This window comes from Janthinobacterium sp. 13 (assembly GCF_002749695.1).
GTDB lineage: Bacteria > Pseudomonadota > Gammaproteobacteria > Burkholderiales > Burkholderiaceae_D > Janthinobacterium > Janthinobacterium kumbetense.
Window position 1 is genome coordinate 2,534,785 of the sequence record NZ_PEEQ01000001.1, and the last position, 20,179, is coordinate 2,554,963.

General features: G+C 61.4%; 18 protein-coding genes. 5 read left to right on the forward strand and 13 right to left on the reverse strand.

What is annotated here, in order from left to right; genetic code table 11:
• Positions 1-13 precede the first annotated feature (13 nt).
• The 10 genes from ubiB to CLU94_RS11190 form a co-directional block, all read right to left on the reverse strand.
• The gene (ubiB, locus tag CLU94_RS11145; RefSeq protein WP_099665676.1) at positions 14-1,585 is read right to left on the reverse strand and encodes a ubiquinone biosynthesis regulatory protein kinase UbiB; all 1,572 of its coding nucleotides are present in this window, start codon (positions 1,583-1,585) and stop codon (positions 14-16) included.
• The gene (locus CLU94_RS11150) at positions 1,582-2,220 is read right to left on the reverse strand and encodes a ubiquinone biosynthesis accessory factor UbiJ (RefSeq protein WP_257218769.1); all 639 of its coding nucleotides are present in this window, start codon (positions 2,218-2,220) and stop codon (positions 1,582-1,584) included. Before CLU94_RS11150 ends, ubiB begins: the two co-directional genes overlap by 4 nt.
• A 151-nt stretch (positions 2,221-2,371) precedes the next feature.
• The gene (locus tag CLU94_RS11155) at positions 2,372-3,316 is read right to left on the reverse strand and encodes a Tim44 domain-containing protein (protein WP_099665678.1); all 945 of its coding nucleotides are present in this window, start codon (positions 3,314-3,316) and stop codon (positions 2,372-2,374) included.
• A 42-nt stretch (positions 3,317-3,358) separates the two neighbouring features.
• Entirely contained in the window at positions 3,359-4,093 is a 735-nt protein-coding gene (gene ubiE / locus CLU94_RS11160; RefSeq protein WP_034753359.1) for a bifunctional demethylmenaquinone methyltransferase/2-methoxy-6-polyprenyl-1,4-benzoquinol methylase UbiE, read from the reverse strand.
• A 29-nt stretch (positions 4,094-4,122) separates the two neighbouring features.
• Positions 4,123-5,364, reverse strand: coding sequence for an RNA polymerase sigma factor (locus tag CLU94_RS11165; protein WP_099665679.1), 1,242 nt, complete (start codon positions 5,362-5,364; stop codon positions 4,123-4,125).
• A 2-nt stretch (positions 5,365-5,366) separates the two neighbouring features.
• The gene (locus CLU94_RS11170) at positions 5,367-5,711 is read right to left on the reverse strand and encodes a YciI family protein (RefSeq protein WP_099665680.1); all 345 of its coding nucleotides are present in this window, start codon (positions 5,709-5,711) and stop codon (positions 5,367-5,369) included.
• A 98-nt stretch (positions 5,712-5,809) separates the two neighbouring features.
• Positions 5,810-6,259: a gamma-butyrobetaine hydroxylase-like domain-containing protein gene (locus CLU94_RS11175; protein ID WP_099665681.1), complete on the reverse strand. Its 450-nt coding sequence runs from the start codon at positions 6,257-6,259 to the stop codon at positions 5,810-5,812.
• Positions 6,260-6,268: 9 nt separating this feature from the next.
• Positions 6,269-6,718 (reverse strand): HIT family protein, encoded by a 450-nt coding sequence (locus CLU94_RS11180; RefSeq protein WP_099665682.1) that lies wholly within the window; start codon positions 6,716-6,718, stop codon positions 6,269-6,271.
• Complete coding sequence (locus CLU94_RS11185; RefSeq protein ID WP_099665683.1) at positions 6,718-10,758, reverse strand: DUF3683 domain-containing protein; 4,041 nt, start codon at positions 10,756-10,758, stop codon at positions 6,718-6,720. The genes CLU94_RS11180 and CLU94_RS11185 overlap by 1 nt, the downstream gene beginning before the upstream one ends.
• Before the next feature lie 269 nt (positions 10,759-11,027).
• Positions 11,028-11,519, reverse strand: coding sequence for a YqaA family protein (locus CLU94_RS11190; RefSeq protein ID WP_099665684.1), 492 nt, complete (start codon positions 11,517-11,519; stop codon positions 11,028-11,030).
• A gap of 201 nt (positions 11,520-11,720) precedes the next feature.
• Between CLU94_RS11190 and ilvA the strand changes: the two genes are divergently transcribed.
• From ilvA to rapZ, 5 genes are all read left to right on the forward strand, one after another.
• Positions 11,721-13,256, forward strand: coding sequence for a threonine ammonia-lyase, biosynthetic (ilvA, locus tag CLU94_RS11195; protein WP_099665685.1), 1,536 nt, complete (start codon positions 11,721-11,723; stop codon positions 13,254-13,256).
• Between the two features lie 82 nt (positions 13,257-13,338).
• Complete coding sequence (queF, locus tag CLU94_RS11200; protein WP_099665686.1) at positions 13,339-14,181, forward strand: NADPH-dependent 7-cyano-7-deazaguanine reductase QueF; 843 nt, start codon at positions 13,339-13,341, stop codon at positions 14,179-14,181.
• A gap of 333 nt (positions 14,182-14,514) precedes the next feature.
• A complete protein-coding gene (locus CLU94_RS11205) occupies positions 14,515-14,997 on the forward strand; it encodes a PTS sugar transporter subunit IIA (protein WP_071079718.1) in 483 nt (160 codons plus the stop codon).
• Positions 14,998-15,033: 36 nt separating this feature from the next.
• Positions 15,034-15,969 (forward strand): HPr(Ser) kinase/phosphatase, encoded by a 936-nt coding sequence (gene hprK / locus CLU94_RS11210; RefSeq protein ID WP_034753337.1) that lies wholly within the window; start codon positions 15,034-15,036, stop codon positions 15,967-15,969.
• Positions 15,970-16,189: 220 nt separating this feature from the next.
• Entirely contained in the window at positions 16,190-17,053 is an 864-nt protein-coding gene (gene rapZ, locus CLU94_RS11215) for an RNase adapter RapZ (RefSeq protein WP_099665687.1), read from the forward strand.
• Here rapZ and CLU94_RS11220 read toward each other — a convergent pair whose 3' ends face one another.
• The 3 genes from CLU94_RS11220 to CLU94_RS11230 form a co-directional block, all read right to left on the reverse strand.
• Positions 17,054-18,139, reverse strand: a complete 1,086-nt coding sequence (locus CLU94_RS11220) for an enoyl-CoA hydratase/isomerase family protein (protein WP_099665688.1) — start codon at positions 18,137-18,139, stop codon at positions 17,054-17,056.
• Positions 18,140-18,267: 128 nt separating this feature from the next.
• Positions 18,268-18,630 (reverse strand): ribosome hibernation-promoting factor, HPF/YfiA family, encoded by a 363-nt coding sequence (gene hpf, locus CLU94_RS11225; protein ID WP_034778388.1) that lies wholly within the window; start codon positions 18,628-18,630, stop codon positions 18,268-18,270.
• 69 nt (positions 18,631-18,699) lie between these two features.
• Positions 18,700-20,178: an RNA polymerase factor sigma-54 gene (locus CLU94_RS11230; RefSeq protein ID WP_099665689.1), complete on the reverse strand. Its 1,479-nt coding sequence runs from the start codon at positions 20,176-20,178 to the stop codon at positions 18,700-18,702.
• Position 20,179: the final 1 nt, after the last annotated feature.

The window sequence follows — 20,179 nt, forward strand, 5'->3', positions numbered from 1 at the left end:
CGTCCTCAGCCAGTTAAAACGGCAGTTGATGCCAGCGCATGAACACTTGCAAGCCCAGCGCACCGAGCGCAAAGGCGCCCACGAAGTAGACGATAAAGCTCAGCAGGCGGTTCGTCTGGCGTTGCTCGGCCAGCAAGGTTTTCATCAGTTCCACCTCGTTTTCGCGCGGTTCGCCATGCACCGTCAAGGCCTGGTGCAGCAAGCGCGGCAGTTGCGGGAAGATGTGCGCATAACGGGGCGCCTCCGCGCGCAGGCGCTCCATGAAGCCTTGCGGCCCCACCTGGTTGCTCATCCATTTTTCCAGGTAGGGCTTGGCCGTTTGCCACAGATCCAGTTCCGGGTCCAGCTGGCGGCCCAGGCCCTCGATATTGAGCAGGGTCTTTTGCAGCAGCACCAGTTGCGGCTGCACTTCCACATTGAAGCGGCGCGAGGTCTGGAACAGGCGCAGCAACACTTGCCCAAAAGAAATATCTTTCAGCGGACGGTCGAAGATGGGCTCGCAGCAGGCGCGCACGGCCGCTTCCAGCTCATCGACGCGCGTATCCTTCGGCGCCCAGCCCGATTCGATATGCGCCTCGGCCACGCGCTTGTAGTCGCGGCGGAAGAAGGCGAGGAAGTTTTGCGACAGATAATCCTTGTCGTAGTCGTTCAGGGTTCCCACGATGCCGAAGTCCAGCGCGATGTAGCGGCCGAACGATTCGGGCGCGATCGATACGAGAATATTGCCCGGATGCATGTCCGCATGGAAAAAGCCGTCGCGGAACACTTGCGTGAAGAAAATCTCCACGCCATCGCTGGAGAGTTTACGCAAGTCCACGCCGGCCGCCACCAGGCGCTCCGTCTGCGACACGGGAATCCCATACATGCGTTCCATGACGATGACGCTGCTGGAACAGTAATCCCAGTGCATTTCCGGCACCAGCAGCAAGTCCGAGTTGGCGAAGTTGCGGCGCAGCTGGCTGGCGTTGGCCGCCTCGCGCATCAGGTCCAGCTCGTCGTGCAGGTATTTGTCGAACTCGCCCACCACCTCTTTCGGTTTCAACCGCTTGCTGTCGGCCCACAGGCGGCTGGTCCAGTCGGCGGCGATGTGCATCAGGGCCACGTCTTCGTCGATCAGCTTTTTCATGCCTGGACGCAAGACCTTCACGGCCACTTCGCGGCCATCTTTCAGGGTGGCAAAGTGCACCTGGGCAATCGAGGCGGACGCCACCGGTTCGCGCTCGAAGCGGGCAAACAATTGATCCGGGTGCGCGCCCAGGGACTTGGTGATCTGGGCGACGGCCAGGTCGGAATCGAACGGCGGCACCCGGTCTTGCAGGCGCGCCAGCTCTTCGGCGATGTCGAGCGGCATCAGGTCGCGCCGGGTCGACAGCACCTGGCCGAATTTGACGAAAATCGGACCCAGCTCTTCCAGCGCCAGGCGCAGGCGCAAGCCCCGTGGCGACGACAGGTCGCGCCAGAAAATCAGGGTGTCGATCAATTTGGCGGTGCGGGGAACTTGCAGACCAGAAATCGCTATCTCATCCAGGCCGTACTTGATGGAAACACGGATGATTTTAAACAGGCGCAGGAATTTCAATATCATGTAGACAAATCCGGTGAGGAGGGCTGCGACTGGAGGGCGGCGGCCGCCTTTTCCAGCCGGGCAAGGCGCTTGGCCAGGCGTTCGACGTCATCGCGCACGCGCGTCACGCCAGCGGAATACTCTTGCAGGGTAGAAGGACGGATCAGCATGGGCTGTTCGTCGAGAAAATATTCGGCCACGTTTTCCGCCAGATTTTGCTGGCCCGTGCGCACAAAGGCGGCCGCATCCTTCGCGCCGGACACGAGGCGCGTGGCCAGCATGGGGCCGACGACCTTTTCCAGGTCGTGCTCGGCTTCCCAGCGCAAGCCCTTGCTCAATTGGGAAATCGCATTGGCAAACTCGGCATCGCCTTCGATCTTGACGTAGGAAAACGCCCGCTCGCGGTTTTGCAGGATCAGCGGCACATCGGACAATTTCACGCGGATGGTGACGTTGGCCGGCATGTCGGCCGGCGCCGCCCCCAGCATGCCGGCGCTGTCGACGCGCAGGCGCAAGGCCACGGCGCCCGTGTCGATGCAGGCCAGCTTGCCGGCATGCACGGCCAGTTGCTGGCGCGCCCACGGCTCCTGCGCCAGCAAGTGGTTGATTGTCGCGATGACGGGCGTCATCAGGGAGAGATCGGAAAGTGGTGCCATCTTATACTGCGCGCCGCGCGCGCCCCCAAAAAGAAAAAACCGCCCATCAAACAAGGTGGGCGGTTTCGATCTTACCAGTTCAGCAGGAAATATCTGTCAAGCATCATGCATTCCGCATGGACTTAAGCCATTATTCAGCAAGTTTTTACAATTAATTCAATTGCTGGATGCCTGCCAGAACCCAGCCGCTATTGCCGCTGACGGGTTTCGACATATTCCATACTTCCGCGAACGGTTCCGCTGCGGCGCCCGGCGCCGAACGGATCAGGCCCGTAAACTTCACGCTGGCCAGGTAGTCGTTGACGCTCGTTTCGATTCCCAGCAGTTCGGCATCGATGGTGACGACATCCGTAAAGTCCGGCTGCGCGCCCCGTTCCTGGATTTGCATGCGCAGTTCCGCATACACTTCCGGCGACGTGAATTCGCGGATATCGTTGACGTCCGCCTTGTCCCAGGCCGCTTGCAGGCGAATGAAATTGCTTTTCGCGTGGCGCAGGAAGGCGTCCTTGTCGAAGTCGCTTGGTACGCCCCATGGCGCGGCAGCCGGCGCCGGCTTGTCCAGGCCTACGCCGGACGAGACGGGTTGCAGCGGCGGCAGCGGCGGGATGCGCGAACCGATGTCAGGCACGTTGCCCGCTGGCGCAGGCTGGTTGCCGCCAAAACCGGCGAACGGCGCATTGCCGCCGGCATTGTTGTCGCGTTTGCCACGTACCATGCGGTAGATGAAGAACGCCACGCCGGCCAGCAAGGCCACCATCAGCAGGGTGCTGATCATGCTGGCCAGGGCGCCGCCCAAGCCAAAGTGCGACAGCAAGGCGCCCAGGCCCAGGCCCAGCAAGGCGCCGCCCAGCAAGCCCTTCCAGCGGCTCGGTGCCTTGGCGGCAGGGGCCGGCGCGGGGGCTGGCGCAGGTTGCGCCTGGCGTGGCGCGGCGGCCGGCGCCGGGGTTGGTGCCGGCGCAGGCGCCTGGCGGCCCACGTTTTGCGACTGGCGGCCAAACGAACGGCCACCGCCCATGGGACGGGCCAGCGCCTCGCCCAGCATGGATACCGTGGTCGCGGCCAGCATCATGCCGACCATAAATTTCTTCAATTTCATTCCATCTCCTAAAATCACCGGCTTGGTGAGTTACAGCTTGAGTTACATCTTGATGCCGGTATGCAAAGCGGCAATGCCTGCCGTCAAATTGTAGTACTGCACGCGCTCCAGGCCCGCCGTTTCCATCATGGTCTTCAGCGTTTCCTGGTCCGGATGCATGCGGATCGATTCTGCCAGGTAGCGATAGCTTTCCGCGTCGCCGGCGATTTTCTGTCCGAACCACGGCAAGACCGAGAACGAATACAGGTCGTACGGCTTTTGCAGGGGCGCCGCCACCTTGGAAAACTCCAGCACCAGCAACTTGCCGCCCGGTTTCAGCACGCGGCGCATTTCCGCCAGCGCCACATCCTTGTGCGTCATGTTGCGCAAGCCAAAGGCCACGCTGACCCGGTCGAAATAATTGTCGGGGAACGGCAGTTTTTCCGCGTCACACAACAAGGTGGGGGTGAGCAAGCCGCGATTCAAGAGGCGATCGCGGCCTACGCGCAACATCGATTCATTGATATCGGTCAACCAGACTTCGCCGGTAGGGCCCGCCTGCTTGGCGAATGCCTTCGACAGGTCGCCCGTGCCGCCGGCGATGTCGAGCACCTTGAAACCGGGGCGCACGCCCGCGTTGGCAATGGTAAACGTCTTCCACAGACGGTGCAGCCCGCCCGACATCAAGTCGTTCATCACGTCGTATTTGGCAGCGACGGAATGGAACACCTTGGCGACTTCGCGCACTTTGTCGTCTTCTGCAACTGTTTTGTATCCGAAATGGGTCGTATTGGTCATGGTAGGCAGTCTGTTTGAACTTGGGAGCATTATACAAGCGGCAGGCGCATTTCCCCGTGACGCCGGAGAAGGTATTGCCTTTCCACTGCATTCGCAGCCAGCATTGCTGCCCGGGCATATGCCGCCAGCGCCCCCCGCCGGTCGCCCTGGCGGCGCAGCAAGTCGGCCCGGGCCGCGTGCAGATAATGCGAATTGGCAAGACTGGGCACGGCTTCCAGGCGTTCGAGCCACGCCAGGCCGTGCTCTGCGCCATGCGCCATCGCGCAGGCGATCACGGCATTGAGCAAGATCAAGGGTTCCGGCTTGTGCCGCAGCAAGGCGCCATACAGGGTGCTGATCTGGCGCCAGTCCGTCTGGCTGGCCGTGACGGCCTTGGCGTGCAGGGCGGCAATCGCCGCCTGCAACTGGTATGGCCCTGGCGCGCGCGCCGGCAAGGCTCGTTCCAGCACGGCCAGCCCTTCGGCAATCAAATCCGCCTGCCACAGGCGGCGGTCCTGTTCTTCCAGCGTCAGCAACTGGCCTGCGGGCGAAAGGCGGGCCGGGCCGCGCGACGCCTGCAACAGCATCAACGCCAATAAGCCCTGCACTTCCGGCTGGCCCGGCTGCAGGCTGTCGAGCAGTCGCCCCAGGCGCAGCGCTTCCGCGCACAGGTCGGCGCGCAGCAAGCTATCGCCGCCGCTGGCGCAATAGCCTTCGCTAAACACCAGATAAATCACGTGCTGCACTTGCGCCAGCCGTTGCGGCCAATCCTGGGCCGGCGGCAACTCGAAAGGGATGCGCGCTTCGGCGATCTTGCGCCTGGCGCGCAAAAGCCGCTGCGACAGGGCCGCTTCCGCCACGCCGAAGGCGCGCGCGATCTCGCCTGTGGACAGCCCACACAGGGTGCGCAGGGCCAGCGCCACCTGCGCCTCGGGCGCCAGCGCGGGATGGCAGCAGATGAACAGCAGGCGCAGGCGGTCGTCCTCGATGGCTTGCGTTTCATCAAGCATGGCCGCCGGCAGGCAGGACAGCACGGCCTCGGCCTCGCTGACGCTCTTGCCCGCGCGGCGCACGTGATCGAGGCCCGCGTTGCGCGCCACCGAGCTGAGCCAGGCCGCGGGATTGGACGGGATACCCGCCTGCGGCCACAGTTCCAGCGCCTTGCGGCACGCTTCCTGCAATACATCTTCCGCCAGGCCCAGGTCGCCGAAGCGCCGCATCAGGCCAGCCAGCACCCTGCCCTTTTCCTGGCGAAAGACGCGTTCGACGGCCGCAATAGCGTCACCGGCCATGTTTATGCCGTGACAGGCCGTACTTCGATGGTGCCCAGGGAAGCCGCCGGACAACGCCCGGCCCAGGCCAGCGCCTCGTCCAGGTGGGCGCAGTCCAGCAGGTAATAGCCGCCCAGCTGCTCCTTGGTTTCCGCGAACGGCCCATCCGTGATGACAGGCTTGCCGTTTTGCACACGCACGCTGGTGGCGCTGCGCACAGGCGCCAGCTCGGCGCCGCCGCGCATCACGCCCGCCGCCTCCAGGTCCTGCGTATAGCTGGCAAAGTCGGCCATCAGGCTGGCCATCTGGCCCGCTTCCATGGCGGCATAGCGCGCCTCGTCGGCGTAGATCAGGATCATGTATTCCATAGTCTCTTCTCCAAAAGAAAAATGCCCGCAAGCGCGGGCATCCATACGACGAACGGGGCGGCGGCAATCCGACAAGATTACCGCATTATTTTTTTGACTTAGTGTTTGTGCCCGCAGCTGGGTCCATGGACGTGTCCGGAAGATTGCTTGACCGTCATGTCCGCCTTGGCATCGCGGCCGCTGTCGCCCGGGTAGCCGGCGGCTGCCAGCTGGTCCAGATAGGCTTGCCACAGGGTCGCTTGCTCGGCGCCCAGCTTGTACAGATAAGCCCAGGTGTACAGGCCGGAATTGTGGCCATCGCTGAAGGTGGGCTGCACGGCGTAGTTGCCGACCGGCTCCAAACCCGTGATGCCGACCAGACGCTTACCTAATTGCAAGGTTTCCTGGCCCTTGCCATGGCCCTGCACTTCGGCCGACGGCGAGTACACGCGCAGGTATTCGAACGGCAAGGCAAATTCGCTGCCGTCGTCGAACGCCACGTCGAGCACGCGCGACTGGTTGTGCACGGTCAAGCCGGTGGGTTGGGGTGTTGCTGCTTTTTCAGTCATGACAATACTTTATGCGGATAAACGTTGAAGGATGGCGTCGCGCAAGGCCGGCAGCAGGGCGCGGCGCGCGGCCAGCACCTCGGGCGCCGTTTCGCGCTGGATCACCGCCCAGCTGGGGTTCGGGAAATGCGCGTCGTCGCGGTAGCGGGGAATCACGTGCCAGTGCACGTGCGGGGTCATGTTGCCGAAACTGGCGACATTCACCTTTTCCGGCTGCATCACTTCCCGCACGGCCAGTTCGACTTGCCACACGACTTCCATGACGTAATTGCGCTCGCCCGGCGTCAAGTCCGTCATTTCCTTCACGTGCTTGTTCCAGATCACACGGCAAAAGCCGGGATAGGCAGGATCGTCGACCGCCACGACGGACAGGCGCTCGCTGCGCCACAGCAAGGTCTCCAGCCCCTGCTTGTTGGCGTAGCCGTCCAGCAAGTTGCACAGATCGCAACTCGTGGACATCACACGAGCACCCGTTCGATGCCGCCGTCATTGGCGCGTTTCACGTAATCCGGCATCCAGTTCTCTCCCAGCAAGTGTTTGGCGATCTCGACGACGATGTAATCGGCCGTCGTGCCCGAATCGTCATTGTAGCGCGACAAGCCTTGCAGGCACGACGGGCAGCTGGTGAGGATTTTCACGTCGCCCGTGAAACCGTCGCCGCGCAGCTTGTCGGCGCCCTTGACCATCTCTTCTTCCTTGCGGAAACGCACTTGCGTGGAAATGTCCGGGCGCGTGACGGCCAGCGAACCCGATTCGCCGCAGCAACGGTCATTTTTCTCGATCTTCACGTTGTCTACCGTGCTGATCAGGGAATTGATGGTCTTGCCCGATTCCTGCAGCTTCATCGGATTGTGGCATGGCTCGTGGTACATATAGCGCGTGCCGTTGACACCTTCCAGCTTGACGTTTTTCTCCAGCAAATACTCATGGATATCCATGATGCGGCAGCCGGGGAAAATCTTTTCAAACTGATACGTCGCCAGCTGGTCATAGCAAGTGCCGCACGACACGAGCACCGTCTTGATGTCCAGGTAATTGAGCGTGTTGGCCATGCGGTGGAACAGGACGCGGTTATCCGTCATCATCTTCTCGGCCTTGTCGAACTCGCCCGCACCCCGTTGCGGATAACCGCAGCACAAATAGCCCGGCGGCAAGACCGTCTGCACGCCCACTTCCCACAGCATCGCTTGCGTGGCCAGGCCCACTTGCGAGAACAGGCGCTCCGAACCGCAACCAGGGAAGTAGAACACGGCTTCCGTATCAGCCGTGGTCGTCTTCGGATTGCGGATGATCGGGATGACCTTGTCGTCTTCGATGTCGAGCAGCGCGCGTGCCGATTTCTTCGGCAGGTTGCCCGGCATTTTCTTGTTGATGAAGTGGATCACCTGCGCCTTGACGGGCGGCTTGCCCGTCGATGGCGGCGGCGCCTTGGTTTGCTTCTTGGCAAATTTCTTCAGCAAGTCATGGCCCAGGCGTTGCGCCTTGTAACCCCAGCCGATCATGACCTTGCGCGTGGCGTTGATGGTCACGGGATCGGTGGCGTTGAGGAACATCATCGTGGCCTTGGTGCCAGGATTGAAGCTTTTCTTGTCCATCTTGCGCAACAAATTGCGCATGTTCATCGACACATCGCCAAAGTCGATATTCACCGGGCAAGGCGTCACGCATTTATGGCAGACCGTGCAGTGGTCGGCCACGTCCTCGAACTCTTCCCAATGCTTGATGGAAATACCGCGGCGCGTCTGTTCTTCGTACAGGAAGGCTTCGATCAGGGACGAGGTCGCCAATATCTTGTCGCGCGGCGAGTACAGCAAATTGGCGCGCGGCACGTGGGTCGAGCACACGGGTTTGCACTTGCCGCAACGCAAGCAATCCTTGACGCTGTCGGCGATGGCGCCGATATCGCTTTGCTGCATGATCAAGGACTCATGCCCCATCAGGCCGAACGATGGCGTGTAGGCATTGCGCAAGTCGGCGCCCATGCCCGGCAGGTTCAGCAATTTACCTTTGTTGAACCGGCCTTCCGGATCGATGCGCTGCTTGTAGCTGCGGAATTCGCCGATCTCTTCTTCCGTCAAAAATTCCAGCTTGGTGATGCCGATACCGTGTTCGCCGGAAATCACGCCATTGAGCGAGCGGGCCAAAATCATGATGCGGCCCACGGCTTCGTGGGCGTCCTGCAGCATTTCGTAATTGTCCGAGTTGACGGGCAAATTCGTATGCACGTTGCCATCGCCCGCATGCATGTGCAGCGCGACGAATACGCGCGAACGCAGGATGCGCGCGTGAATCGCCGTCGCCTCGTCCAGGATCAGCTTGAACGCGGCGCCGTTGAATATCTGGCGCAGCTGGGCGCGGATCTCTTGCTTCCAGGTAATGCGCACTGTGCGATCCTGCACCACGTCGAACAGGGTGGCGTCCGGCTGCGTTTCCAGACGCGCATCGAACACGGGCAGCAAGCGCTCCATGCCCAGTTCGGCCAATTCGCCCTTCACGTCCGCCAGCGGACGGTCCAGCTGGGCCAGCAGATAGGTCCAGCGGCTCGTGACTTGCGCCAACAGCTGCTGCGCCTGCTCGGCGCGGTCGCCCAGCATTTCCGCATCGTCGACCCGGTCGTCGGACGCATCGTCGCTCTTGCCTACTGGCAAATTACCCTTGCCAAAGAATTCGCTGAGGGCCTCGGCCAATTGCAGTTTATTCTTGATCGACAGCTCGATATTGATGCGTTCGATACCATCCGTGTATTCACCCATGCGATTGAGCGGGATCACGACATCTTCATTGATCTTGAACGCATTCGTGTGCTTGGCGATCGCCGCCGTGCGAGCACGGTCGAGCCAGAATTTCTTGCGTGCTTCCGGGCTGACGGCCACAAAGCCTTCGCCCACGCGGGTGTTGGCGATGCGCACCACTTCCGACGCCGCTTGCGCGACAGCATTTTCATCGTCGCCGACGATGTCGCCAAACAGGGCCATCTTCGGCAGTACGCCCCGCTTCGACTTGGTGGCGTAGCCGACGGCGCGCAGGTAGCGCTCGTCCAGGTGTTCCAGGCCCGCCAGGCGGATGGTCGTGTATTGCTCGCCTTTCGCCGGCAAGCCGTCGAGGTAATCCTTGATTTCCACGATCGACGGGATCGCGTCGCGCGCCTGGCCGAAGAACTCCAGGCAGACGGTGCGGGCGAACTTCGGCATCTTGTGCAGAATCCAGCGCGCCGACGTGATCAGGCCGTCGCAGCCTTCCTTCTGGATGCCCGGCAAGCCGGCGAGGAATTTATCGGTGACGTCCTTGCCCAGGCCTTCCTTGCGGAACTTGCGGCCAGGAATTTCCAGGATTTCCGTCTTGAACGGCGCGTTCGGTTTCGTCGCGTCGCGCGTGCTCGGGTGACGCCATTCCAGCTGGAAACGTGCCAGTGCGATATCGTGGATCTTGCCCAGGTTGTGGTCGAGGCGCGTGACGTCGAGCCAGTCGCCATTCGGGTCGACCATGCGCCACGAGGCCAGGTTGTCCAGCGCCGTACCCCACAGCACGGCTTTCTTGCCGCCCGCATTCATGGCGACGTTGCCGCCGATGCAAGAAGCATGCGCCGAGGTCGGGTCGACGGCAAACACGAAACCAGCCTTTTCCGCCGCTTCCGACACCTTGTTCGTGATCACGCCGGCGCCCGAATTGATGGTCGCGTATTCATGCGTGAGGCCCGGCAAGACCGTCATTTCCACGGCGCCCAGGGTGATGAGTTTTTCCGTGTTGATGACGGCCGACATCGGCGTCAGGGGAATCGCGCCGCCCGTGTAGCCGGTGCCGCCGCCGCGCGGGATGATGGTCAGCCCCAGCTCGATGCAGCCCTTCACCAGGCCGGCCATTTCCTCTTCCGTGTCGGGCGTGAGCACGACGAACGGGTATTCCACGCGCCAGTCGGTGGCGTCCGTCACGTGCGACACGCGCGTCATGCCGTCGAAGCGGACGTTATGCTTTTCCGTATAGCGTCCCAGCACCTTGACCGTGCGCTTGCGCAAGTCGTAGGTCTTGCGGAATTCGTCGCCAAAGTCGGCCACGGCCTTGCTGGCCGCTTTCAGCAGCAGCTCCACATTGGCGCTGCGCGCTTGCGCCACTTCGGGCGCTTCGCCACTGGCGGCCACGTCGCCGCCGGCCGCGTCGATGGACAGGCGGCGCTTGTCGACTTCGGCCAGGCGGTGATGCAAGGCATCGATCAAGCCCTGGCGGCGCTTCGGATTGTCGAGCAAGTCATCCTGCAGGTAGGGATTGCGGCGCACGACCCAGATGTCGCCCAGCACCTCGTACAGCATGCGGGCCGAACGGCCCGTCTGGCGGGCGCCGCGCAGCTCGTCGAGCAGGCGCCAGGAGTCCTCCCCCAACAGGCGTATGACGATCTCGCGATCGGAAAACGACGTGTAGTTATACGGGATTTCGCGCAGGCGGCTTGCTGCGGGACCATTCGGCGTTTCTGCCAGTAAAGCTTGGATATGTGCGGGAGCGTTCATGGAGTGTGGTGACGATGTGGACTGGACCCTAAAGGCCCATTTTATCTTATTGCGCCGCACCATGCGGGAACAGCCTTATGCCGCCCAAGGTTTAAGCATCGCACCCGTCACCATAGCAAATACGGAAAAGCCCTATTTTGCATGAATAAAAAACCAGTGTTAATCATTTTTTGACGCAAAAATGCCAAGAATCAGAGTCTGCTGCAAACTATCGAACTGCCCAAAAATGGGGCAAAACGGCGTTGCATTACGCCCCGTTTGCGCCCACTTTACGCCAGCATTTGTCCAATCCGGTGCCATACGCCATCGGGCACGTACAGCAGCAAGCCCGTCATGGTCAGGTAGCGCGCACACTTGCCGACGGCCATATAGGCCACGCTGGGCCAGAACGGCAGCTTGAGCCAGCCGGCCAAGGTGCACAGCGGGTCGCCCACGATGGGCAGCCAGGCCAGCAGCATGGTCTTGGCGCCATAGCGGGCCAGCCAGCGGAACCAGCGCGTGTCGCGTTCCTTGGCAAACGCCTGCTTGGCCCGGTAGCCCATCCAGTAGTCGACGATGCCGCCCAGGGTGTTGCCCAGGGTGGCGACGCCGATGGTGGCCCAGAACAGCGCGGGGTTGGCCTTGATGACGGCAAAGACGGCCGGTTCCGAGCCGAGCGGCAAGAGGGTGGCGGAAATAAAGCTGATCAGAAAGACCGATGTCAGCCCGACTTCCGGTGCGGCGATCAGCTGCAGCAGCCAGGCGATTGCGGATTCGATCATGGAACACTTCGCGATGCAGTAAGGCTCTCCATTATAATGAAGAGCAGCTTGCGCGCCGCACAATCCGCGCCGGCCGGCAAAGGCCTACCCGCCCGCAGTTCCACAGAGCATTATTGTCGCCAGGCTATCCGCCGCGGCGCCGCCGCTATCGCCCGACACGCTCCAGACCCTTTCTGGCCCAGAATCACTTGCTTGCAGACTATGAACATCGACTACCTCAAGAAAATCCTGACCGCCCGCGTCTATGACGTCGCTACCGAAACGCCGCTGGAACTGGCCCCTGCCCTGTCGCAGCGCCTGAACAACCAGATTTACTTCAAGCGCGAAGACATGCAAAGCGTGTTCAGTTTCAAGATTCGTGGCGCCTACAACAAGATGTCCAAGCTCAGCGAAGCGGACCGCAAACGGGGCGTGATTTGCGCCTCGGCCGGCAACCACGCCCAGGGCGTGGCCCTGTCGGCCGCGCGCATGGGTTGCCGCGCCGTCATCGTCATGCCGACCACCACGCCCCTGGTGAAGGTCGAGGCCGTCAAGGGACGCGGCGGCGTGCACGTGGAAGTGGTGCTGCACGGCGAGTCGTACACGGATGCCTACAACCATGCGCTGACCCTGGAAAAGGAACAGAAGCTGACCTTCGTGCACCCGTTCGACGATCCGGACGTGATCGCCGGCCAGGGCACGATCGGCATGGAAATCCTGCGCCAGCACGCCGGCCCCATCCACGCCATCTTCGCGCCCATCGGCGGCGGCGGCTTGATCGCCGGCATTGCCGCCTACGTGAAACAGATTCGTCCCGACATCAAGATCATCGGCGTACAAAGCGTCGATTCGAACGCCATGGCCCGTTCGCTGAAAGCGGGCGAGCGCGTGACCCTGAACGACGTGGGCCTGTTTGCCGACGGCACGGCCGTGCGCCTGGCCGGCGAGGAAACCTTCCGCCTCGTGCAGGCGTATGTCGATGAAATCATCACCGTCGACACGGACGCCATCTGCGCCGCCATCAAGGATGTGTTTACGGATACGCGCAGCATCCTGGAGCCGTCCGGCGCGCTGGCCATCGCCGGCGCCAAGGCCTATGTGGAACGGGCCAGCCTGACCAAGCACCCCGTCAACAATGAAACCCTGGTCACCATCGCCAGCGGCGCGAACATGAATTTCGACCGTTTGCGCTTTGTCGCGGAACGGGCCGAACTGGGCGAATTCCGCGAAGCCGTGTTTGCCGTCACCATGCGCGAACAGCGGGGCAGTTTCAAGCGTTTCTGCTCGCTCATCGGCGCGCGCAACGTGACGGAATTTAATTACCGCATCAGCGATGAAAAAGCCGCGCACGTGTTCGTCGGCATTCAAATTGCCGACCGACATGAATCAAGCGTGCTGGCGAAGACCTTCGAGGAACACGAATTCAAGACCCTGGACCTGACCCACGACGAGCTGGCCAAGTCGCACATCCGCCACCTGGTGGGCGGCAAGAGCCGGCTGGCGCAGGACGAGCTGCTGTACCGCTTCGAGTTCCCGGAGCGCCCGGGCGCCCTGATGCGCTTCCTCGACAGCATGGCGCCGAACTGGAATATTTCCCTATGTCACTACCGCAGCCAGGGCGGCGACGTGGGGCGCATCCTGATCGGCCTGCAAGTGCCGCCCGATGAAATGGGAGAATTCGCCCGCTTCCTCGATACCCTGGGCTACCGTTACTGGGATGAAAGCAGCAATCCCGTCTATAAGCTGTTCCTGGGGTAAGCGTCACCTCCCGGCGGCGGCTACTCGCCGTCGGGAGAATTAGGCTACCATGCGTGCTTGACTGAATTCACGCCACACGACCATGACCACCACCAACGACCTCGCCGAACAATCCCCGCTGGGCAAAAGCTCCGCCTACCGCACCGATTACGCGCCGGAACTGCTGTTTCCCATTCCCCGCCAGGGCAAGCGCGACGAGCTGGAATTGCGCGGTACATTACCGTTCTTCGGCCTCGATATCTGGAATGCCTATGAGCTGTCGTGGCTGAACCAGCGCGGCAAGCCGCAGGTGGCGATTGCTAAGGTCAGCGCGCCGGCCGATTCGCCGAACATCATCGAATCGAAGTCGTTCAAGCTCTATTTAAATTCGTTCAACCAGACCAGGCTGGACAGCCCGGATGCGCTGCTGGCCCTGCTCAAGCAGGACTTATCGAAGGGCTTCGGCGCGCCCGTGCAAGTGGAACTGACCTTGCAGGACGATTTCGGCAAGCTGAAAATGGGCGAATTCGACGGCGTGCTGCTCGACCGCCTGGACCTGGAAATCACGCAATACACGCCCTCGCCGCTGCTCTTGAAGGCGGCGCTCGATGAAGCGCCGGTGGAAGAAAAACTCGTCTCGCATTTGCTCAAATCGAATTGCCTGGTGACGGGCCAGCCCGACTGGGGCAGCGTACAGATCGAGTACGCAGGACCGCAGATCGACCAGGAAAGTCTGTTGCGCTACCTGATCGGTTTCCGCGAACACAACGAATTCCACGAGCAATGCGTAGAGCGCATCTTTGTCGATATCTTGCGTCAGTGCAAGCCTCAAAAACTGTCCGTGTATGCGCGCTACACGCGCCGCGGCGGCCTCGACATCAATCCCTGGCGCAGCAACTTCAGCACCGGGGCGATGCCGGGCAATCTGCGCAATGCGCGCCAGTAACGCCAAACAACACCCCGCAACCATGCCAACAGGAATGTTGGCTGTGTTTTAAAACAACGTTGCAGTAGTGCCGCAGAGCATGTCAAAGACGCTGAAAAATCGGAAAATCGGCATTCGGCGGCGGAAAAACCGGCGCACCGCGTGTTTTTAATCAAGAAATAGCCGATACACGCCGATGTTATTTTTTTGCTAAAATGATGACCACGTGGGCTGTAGCGCCCACTGCGCCCGCAGCGGGCGTATACTGTTGAGAATTGGCGTTACAGGCCGCCGAAACAGGCCTATAATTCGGCTCGCAAGCCCTCTGCGCATTGCACCATTTCATTGAGTGTCATGACTAATCTTAGCAAAATATTATCCCTCGAGAACGTCCTGCTGGACCTGGAAGTCTCCAGTAAAAAGCGCGCCTTCGAGCAAGCCGGCCTGATCTTCGAAAACAATTACGGCATCGCCCGCTCTACCGTCTCGGACAATCTGTTTGCCCGCGAACGCCTGGGCTCGACCGGACTCGGTCATGGCGTGGCCGTGCCGCATGGCAGGGTCAAGGGCAGCAAAACCTTGAAAGCGCCGCTGGGTGCCTTCGTGCGTCTGGCCGAGCCGATTCCATTCGAATCGCCCGATGGCAAGCCCGTCAATCTGCTGTTTTTCCTGCTGATTCCAGATCATGTCACCCAGCAACATCTGGAAATCCTGTCGGAAATCGCCGAAATGTTTTCCGACGACGCCTTCCGCACGGCATTGGCCACGGATCCGGAACCGAAATCCGTGCATTCGCGCATCGTCAATTGGCAACCCAGTCTGCAAGCGGCAGGTTAAACTTCAGGTATTCCTCCACTCCTGAAGAAGACTGCCATGTTGCAAACGCCGCTGACGATACAACGCCTGTACGACGATAATCGTGAAAGTCTGCAACTGGGCTGGTTCGCCGGCTTCCCCGGCGGCGAGCGCCTGATCTCGGGCGACGTCTCGTCGGCCGCCGACCAGGTGGGCCACTTGAACCTGATCCATCCGGGCCGCATCCAGGTCTTCGGCCACCAGGAAATCAATTATTACCAACGCCTGAAGGTCAACACGCGCACCCACGTGATCGGCGAACTGATCGCCGGCGGTCCGCCCGCGCTGATCATCGCCCAAGGGCTGGAAACGCCGCCCGACATCCTCGCCATCTGCGACGAGCAAAACATTCCCCTGTTCTCCACCCCGCTGCCGGCCGCGCAAGTGATCGACTTCCTGCGCGTCTACCTGTCGAAAAAACTGGCGCAGCGCATCATCATGCATGGCGTGTTCATGGACGTGCTGGGCGTGGGCGTGCTGATCACGGGCGACTCGGGCCTGGGCAAGAGCGAGCTGGGGCTGGAACTGATCTCGCGCAGCCACGGCCTGGTGGCCGACGACGCCGTCGAATTCTCGCGCATCGCGCCCAACATGATCGAAGGCCGCTGCCCACCCCTGCTGCAAAACCTGCTGGAAGTGCGGGGACTGGGCTTGCTCGATATCAAGGCCATCTTTGGCGAAACGGCCGTACGCCGCAAGATGCGCCTGAAGCTGATCGTGCACCTCGTGCGCCGCAACGCGCTGGAAGAAGAAGTCGAGCGCCTGCCTTTCCTGTTCCCCACGGAAGACGTGCTGGGCTTGCCCGTGCGCAAGGTCGTCATCCCCGTCGCCGCCGGCCGCAACATCGCCGTGCTGCTGGAAGCGGCCGTGCGCAATACGATTTTGCAACTGCGCGGCATCGATACCTTGCAGGAGTTCATGGAACGGCAGAGATTAGCAATGAGTGGTGACTAGTCTGCAATGGAGTTCGCCCTTGCAAGGGCGAACCGTTGCGCAGGCACGCAGCAGTGCTGCGTGAATTCCCTGCTTCACCAACGACTCGCCATGAGTGGTGACTAGCGTTGCAAGAAGCACGCCCTCTTTTGTTTAACCAATACTACAGTCCAAATTGCAATAATTTGTAAAGATAGTTGCCTTGGGAGCGGAGCGCCGGTCTTTATTGTATGATCGGGTTATGCATATCGTCCTTATCACCGGAATATCCGGCTCCGGTAAATCCGTCGCGCTCAATGTGCTGGAAGATACCGGTTACTATTGTGTCGACAACCTGCCACCGGCCTTGCTGCCCAGCCTGGTGCAGACCCTGCTCGACGAAGGTACACCTCAACTGGCCGTCGCCGTCGATGCGCGCAGCGCCGAGTCGCTGACCAGCCTGCCGCACAATGTGGCCCTGCTGCGCGACCAGGGGCACGACGTCAAGGTCATGTTCCTGACAGCCACCACGCATTCGCTGGTGGCCCGCTTCTCGGAAACGCGGCGCAGCCATCCGCTGTCGCATGAATTGCGTCCGAACCAGAATCCGGCCAGCCGCCGCACCCTGATCGAGTGCATTTCGGAAGAGCGCGAACGCCTGTCGACCATCGAACAGCTGGGCCATGTGATCGACACGTCGGAACTGAGCGCCAACAAGCTGCGTGCCTGGATCAAGGATATCGTCGCCTCCGAACGCGCGCCGCTGACCCTGTTCTTCGAATCGTTCGCCTTCAAGCTGGGCGTGCCGCTGGACGCCGATTTCGTCTTCGACGTGCGGGCCTTGCCGAACCCCTATTACGACCTGGCCTTGCGCCCCCTCGACGGACGCGACGCGCCCGTGATCGCCTTCCTCGACGCGCAGCCCAGCGCGCTGGAACTGCTGGCCGACATCCGTGCCTTCATCGAGAAATGGTTGCCGTCATTCAAGTCCGACAACCGCAGCTACCTGACGGTAGCCCTCGGTTGCACGGGCGGCCAGCACCGCTCCGTGTACATGGCGGAGCGGCTGGCGCAATACTTCGGCCCCAACGAGCGCGTGGTTCTGCGCCACCGCGAGCGCAGCTAATTAATCGAGGTGGCGCAGCGGATGCGCCGCAGCCGGCCAGACGGGCGTAAAGAAGCGCGCCACCATGGCCGCGTCGACTTCGTCCAGGCTGGCGGGGTTCCAGCGAGGGGCATTGTCCTTGTCGACCACCAGGGCGCGCACGCCCTCGAGCACTTCGCCATGTTCGAAATTATGGCGTACCACCGTGCGCTCCAGGCGCAGGCAATCGGCCACGCCCAGGTGGGCGCCCCGCTGCAGCAATTCCAGGGTCACCGACATCATCAAGGGCGAACGCAGGCGCATGGCCGCCAGCGCCTTGGCGGCGAACGCACTGTCGTCCTGCGCCAGCGAGGCCATGATGGCCGCCACCGAACCGGCGCTGAAATGGCGGTCCAGCGCCGCGCGCGCCGTGGCCAGGGGAGAAACGCCTGCCTCGGCCTGGAATGGCGCCGCCAGCGCCTTGATGGCCACCGGCAAGGCCTCGCCCGGCGTCGATTCAAACAGGTCCAGCAGCGCCCCCATCTGCGCTTCGGGCAGGTAGACATCGGCCAGGCCCGTGTACAGGGCGTCGGCCGCGTTGATCGTCAAGCCCGTCAAGCCCAGGTACAGGCCCAGCTGGCCGGCCAGGCGGGACAGGAAATAACTGCCGCCCACGTCCGGAAACAGGCCAATATTGACTTCCGGCATGGCCATGCGCGTGCGGCCCGTCACGATGCGCAAGCGGTTGCCTGGCCCGGCTTGCGCCACGCCCATGCCGCCGCCCATCACCACGCCATCCATCACGGCGATATACGGTTTCGGGTAGAAATGAATTAAATGATTTAAAGCATATTCTTCCGTAAAGAAATCTTCCAGCAGGGCGCTGCCGCCTTGCGGCGTGGCCAGGCCCGCATCGTAAAAGAAACGGATGTCGCCACCGGCGCACAGGGCTTTGTCGCTGCTGGAGCGGATCACGACGGCGTCCACCTGCGGATCGTCGCGCCAGGCCAGCAGGGCCGAGCTCAGGGCGCGCACCATCTCCAGCGACAGGGAATTCAAGGCTTTCGGACGGTCGAGCACGATGTGCCCGGTGCGGTTGCGGATGGAAGTCTGGACGAAGTCGCTCATGGCAGGCAGGAAAGAAGTGAAAGTGCGAATATTCTAATGCCTGCGCGGGGAACATTGCGTTCCGCTGGGCGCAAAAAAGGGCGCAATGTGCGCCCTTAGTTGATCACAACTGCTGGAAGCGGGTGGCCTTAGACGGCGACGACGGCTTCTTCCTCGGAGTTGTCTGGCAGATGCTTGATCGCCTCTTTACCGTGCCCTTGCACTTTGGTTTTGTATTTCATCACTTGCCTATCGAGCTTGTCGATCAGGGTATCGATCGCGGCGTACAGGTCGTGCGCCAAGCTTTCCACATAGACAGTCTTGCCGCTCAAACGCAGGTTGACTTCAGCCTTTTGACGTTTTTCTTTCTCTTTGAGGTTATCCACGGTCAGAATCACGGCGATATCGATGACTTGATCGAAATGACGTTTCACGCGCTCCAGCTTCGTTTGTACGTATTCACGGATGGCTGGTGTCACTTCGAGATGATGTCCGCTGATGGTGAGATTCATACACACTCCTAAAGATGATCGGGTTCGTGCGGTCCATCCTATCCGGCCCGCAGAGGAACCGAAAAAAACTTACAAACACTTACGCAGGCTCACTGGCGGAATTTTTAATGCTTCCCGGTATTTGGCAACAGTACGTCGCGCAATCACCATGCCTTGTTCCCCCAGCATGTCCGCAATCTTACTGTCGGATAAAGGATTTTTAGGGTCTTCTGCTCCTGTCAGTTGCACGATCAATGCCCGTATCGCCGTCGATGACGCTTCGCCCCCCGCTTCGGTGGCGACGTGGCTACCAAAGAAATATTTCAACTCGAACATGCCGTGCGGGGTCAGCATGTACTTTTGAGTTGTTACCCGCGAGATAGTACTCTCGTGTAAACCCAGTGTATCAGCTATTTCACGGAGCACAAGGGGGCGCATGGCAACGGCCCCATGCGAGAAAAAGTTCTTTTGTCTTTCTACTATCGCCTGCGCCACGCGCAGGATCGTGTCGAAGCGCTGGCGCATGTTCTTGATCAGCCACTTGGCCTCCTGCAACTGTGCGCCCATGGCGCCCTCCCCCTTGCCCTGCTTGAGCAAGTTGGCGTACATGGCGTTGACGCGCAGGCGCGGCATGACGTCGTTGTTCAGGGTGACTTGCCAGCCATTGCGCGCGCGCTTGACGACGACGTCGGGCACCACGTAATCGGACACGTCCGAGGCGAACACGGCGCCCGGATGCGGATTGCACTGGCGAATCACCGTCTGCGCTTCGCGCAAGTCTTCATCGTCGCAATCGAGGGCTTTTTTCAGCTTGTTGAAATCGCGCTGGGCAAACCAGGCCAGGTGCTTTTCCACGATGACGAGGGCCATGCGCCGCGTCACCATGGCGATGTGCGGCAAGCGCTTGATTTGCAGGGCCAGGCATTCGGACGCGTTGCGCGCGCCCACGCCCGGCGGATCGAAACTTTGCAGCAGCGACAAGGCCGTGCGCATCTCGTCGGCGTCGATTTCCAGCTCTTCCGGCAGGCGCGCCAGGATGTCGTCGAGCGACTCTTCCAGGTAGCCATTGTCGTCGAGCGCGTCGATGATCAGCTCGACCAGCGCGCGGTCGCGCAATTCGAGCACCGTCACGCGCATCTGCTCCATCAGGTGTTCGCGCAGAGTGCAGTGATGGGCCTCCAATTGCGGACGCGAATCTTCGTCGTCGGGCGCCTTGCCCCGGCTCGCCTCACTCCAGTCGCTGTCGCCGCCATCCGCGGCGACCGGGCTGTCGCCCCCCTCGCCGTCAAACGCCTCCGCTTCGGCCGGCGCCGCGGGCGCCTCCTGGCCTGGCGGCTGGGGCGGCGCTTCGGCCGGCGCGGCCGTGGAACTCAAGGCCCCGTCGGACAGCAGGCGCAGCGAGCGGTCGAGCGGATCGTCGAGGCGTTCGAGCAAGGGATTGTCCGTCAGCAATTGCTCGAGTTCCTGGTGCAATTCCAGAGTAGACAATTGCAACAGGCGTATCGATTGCTGCAACTGCGGCGTCAGTGCCAGGTGCTGCGAAGTGCGCAGCTGCAATGATTGTTTCATT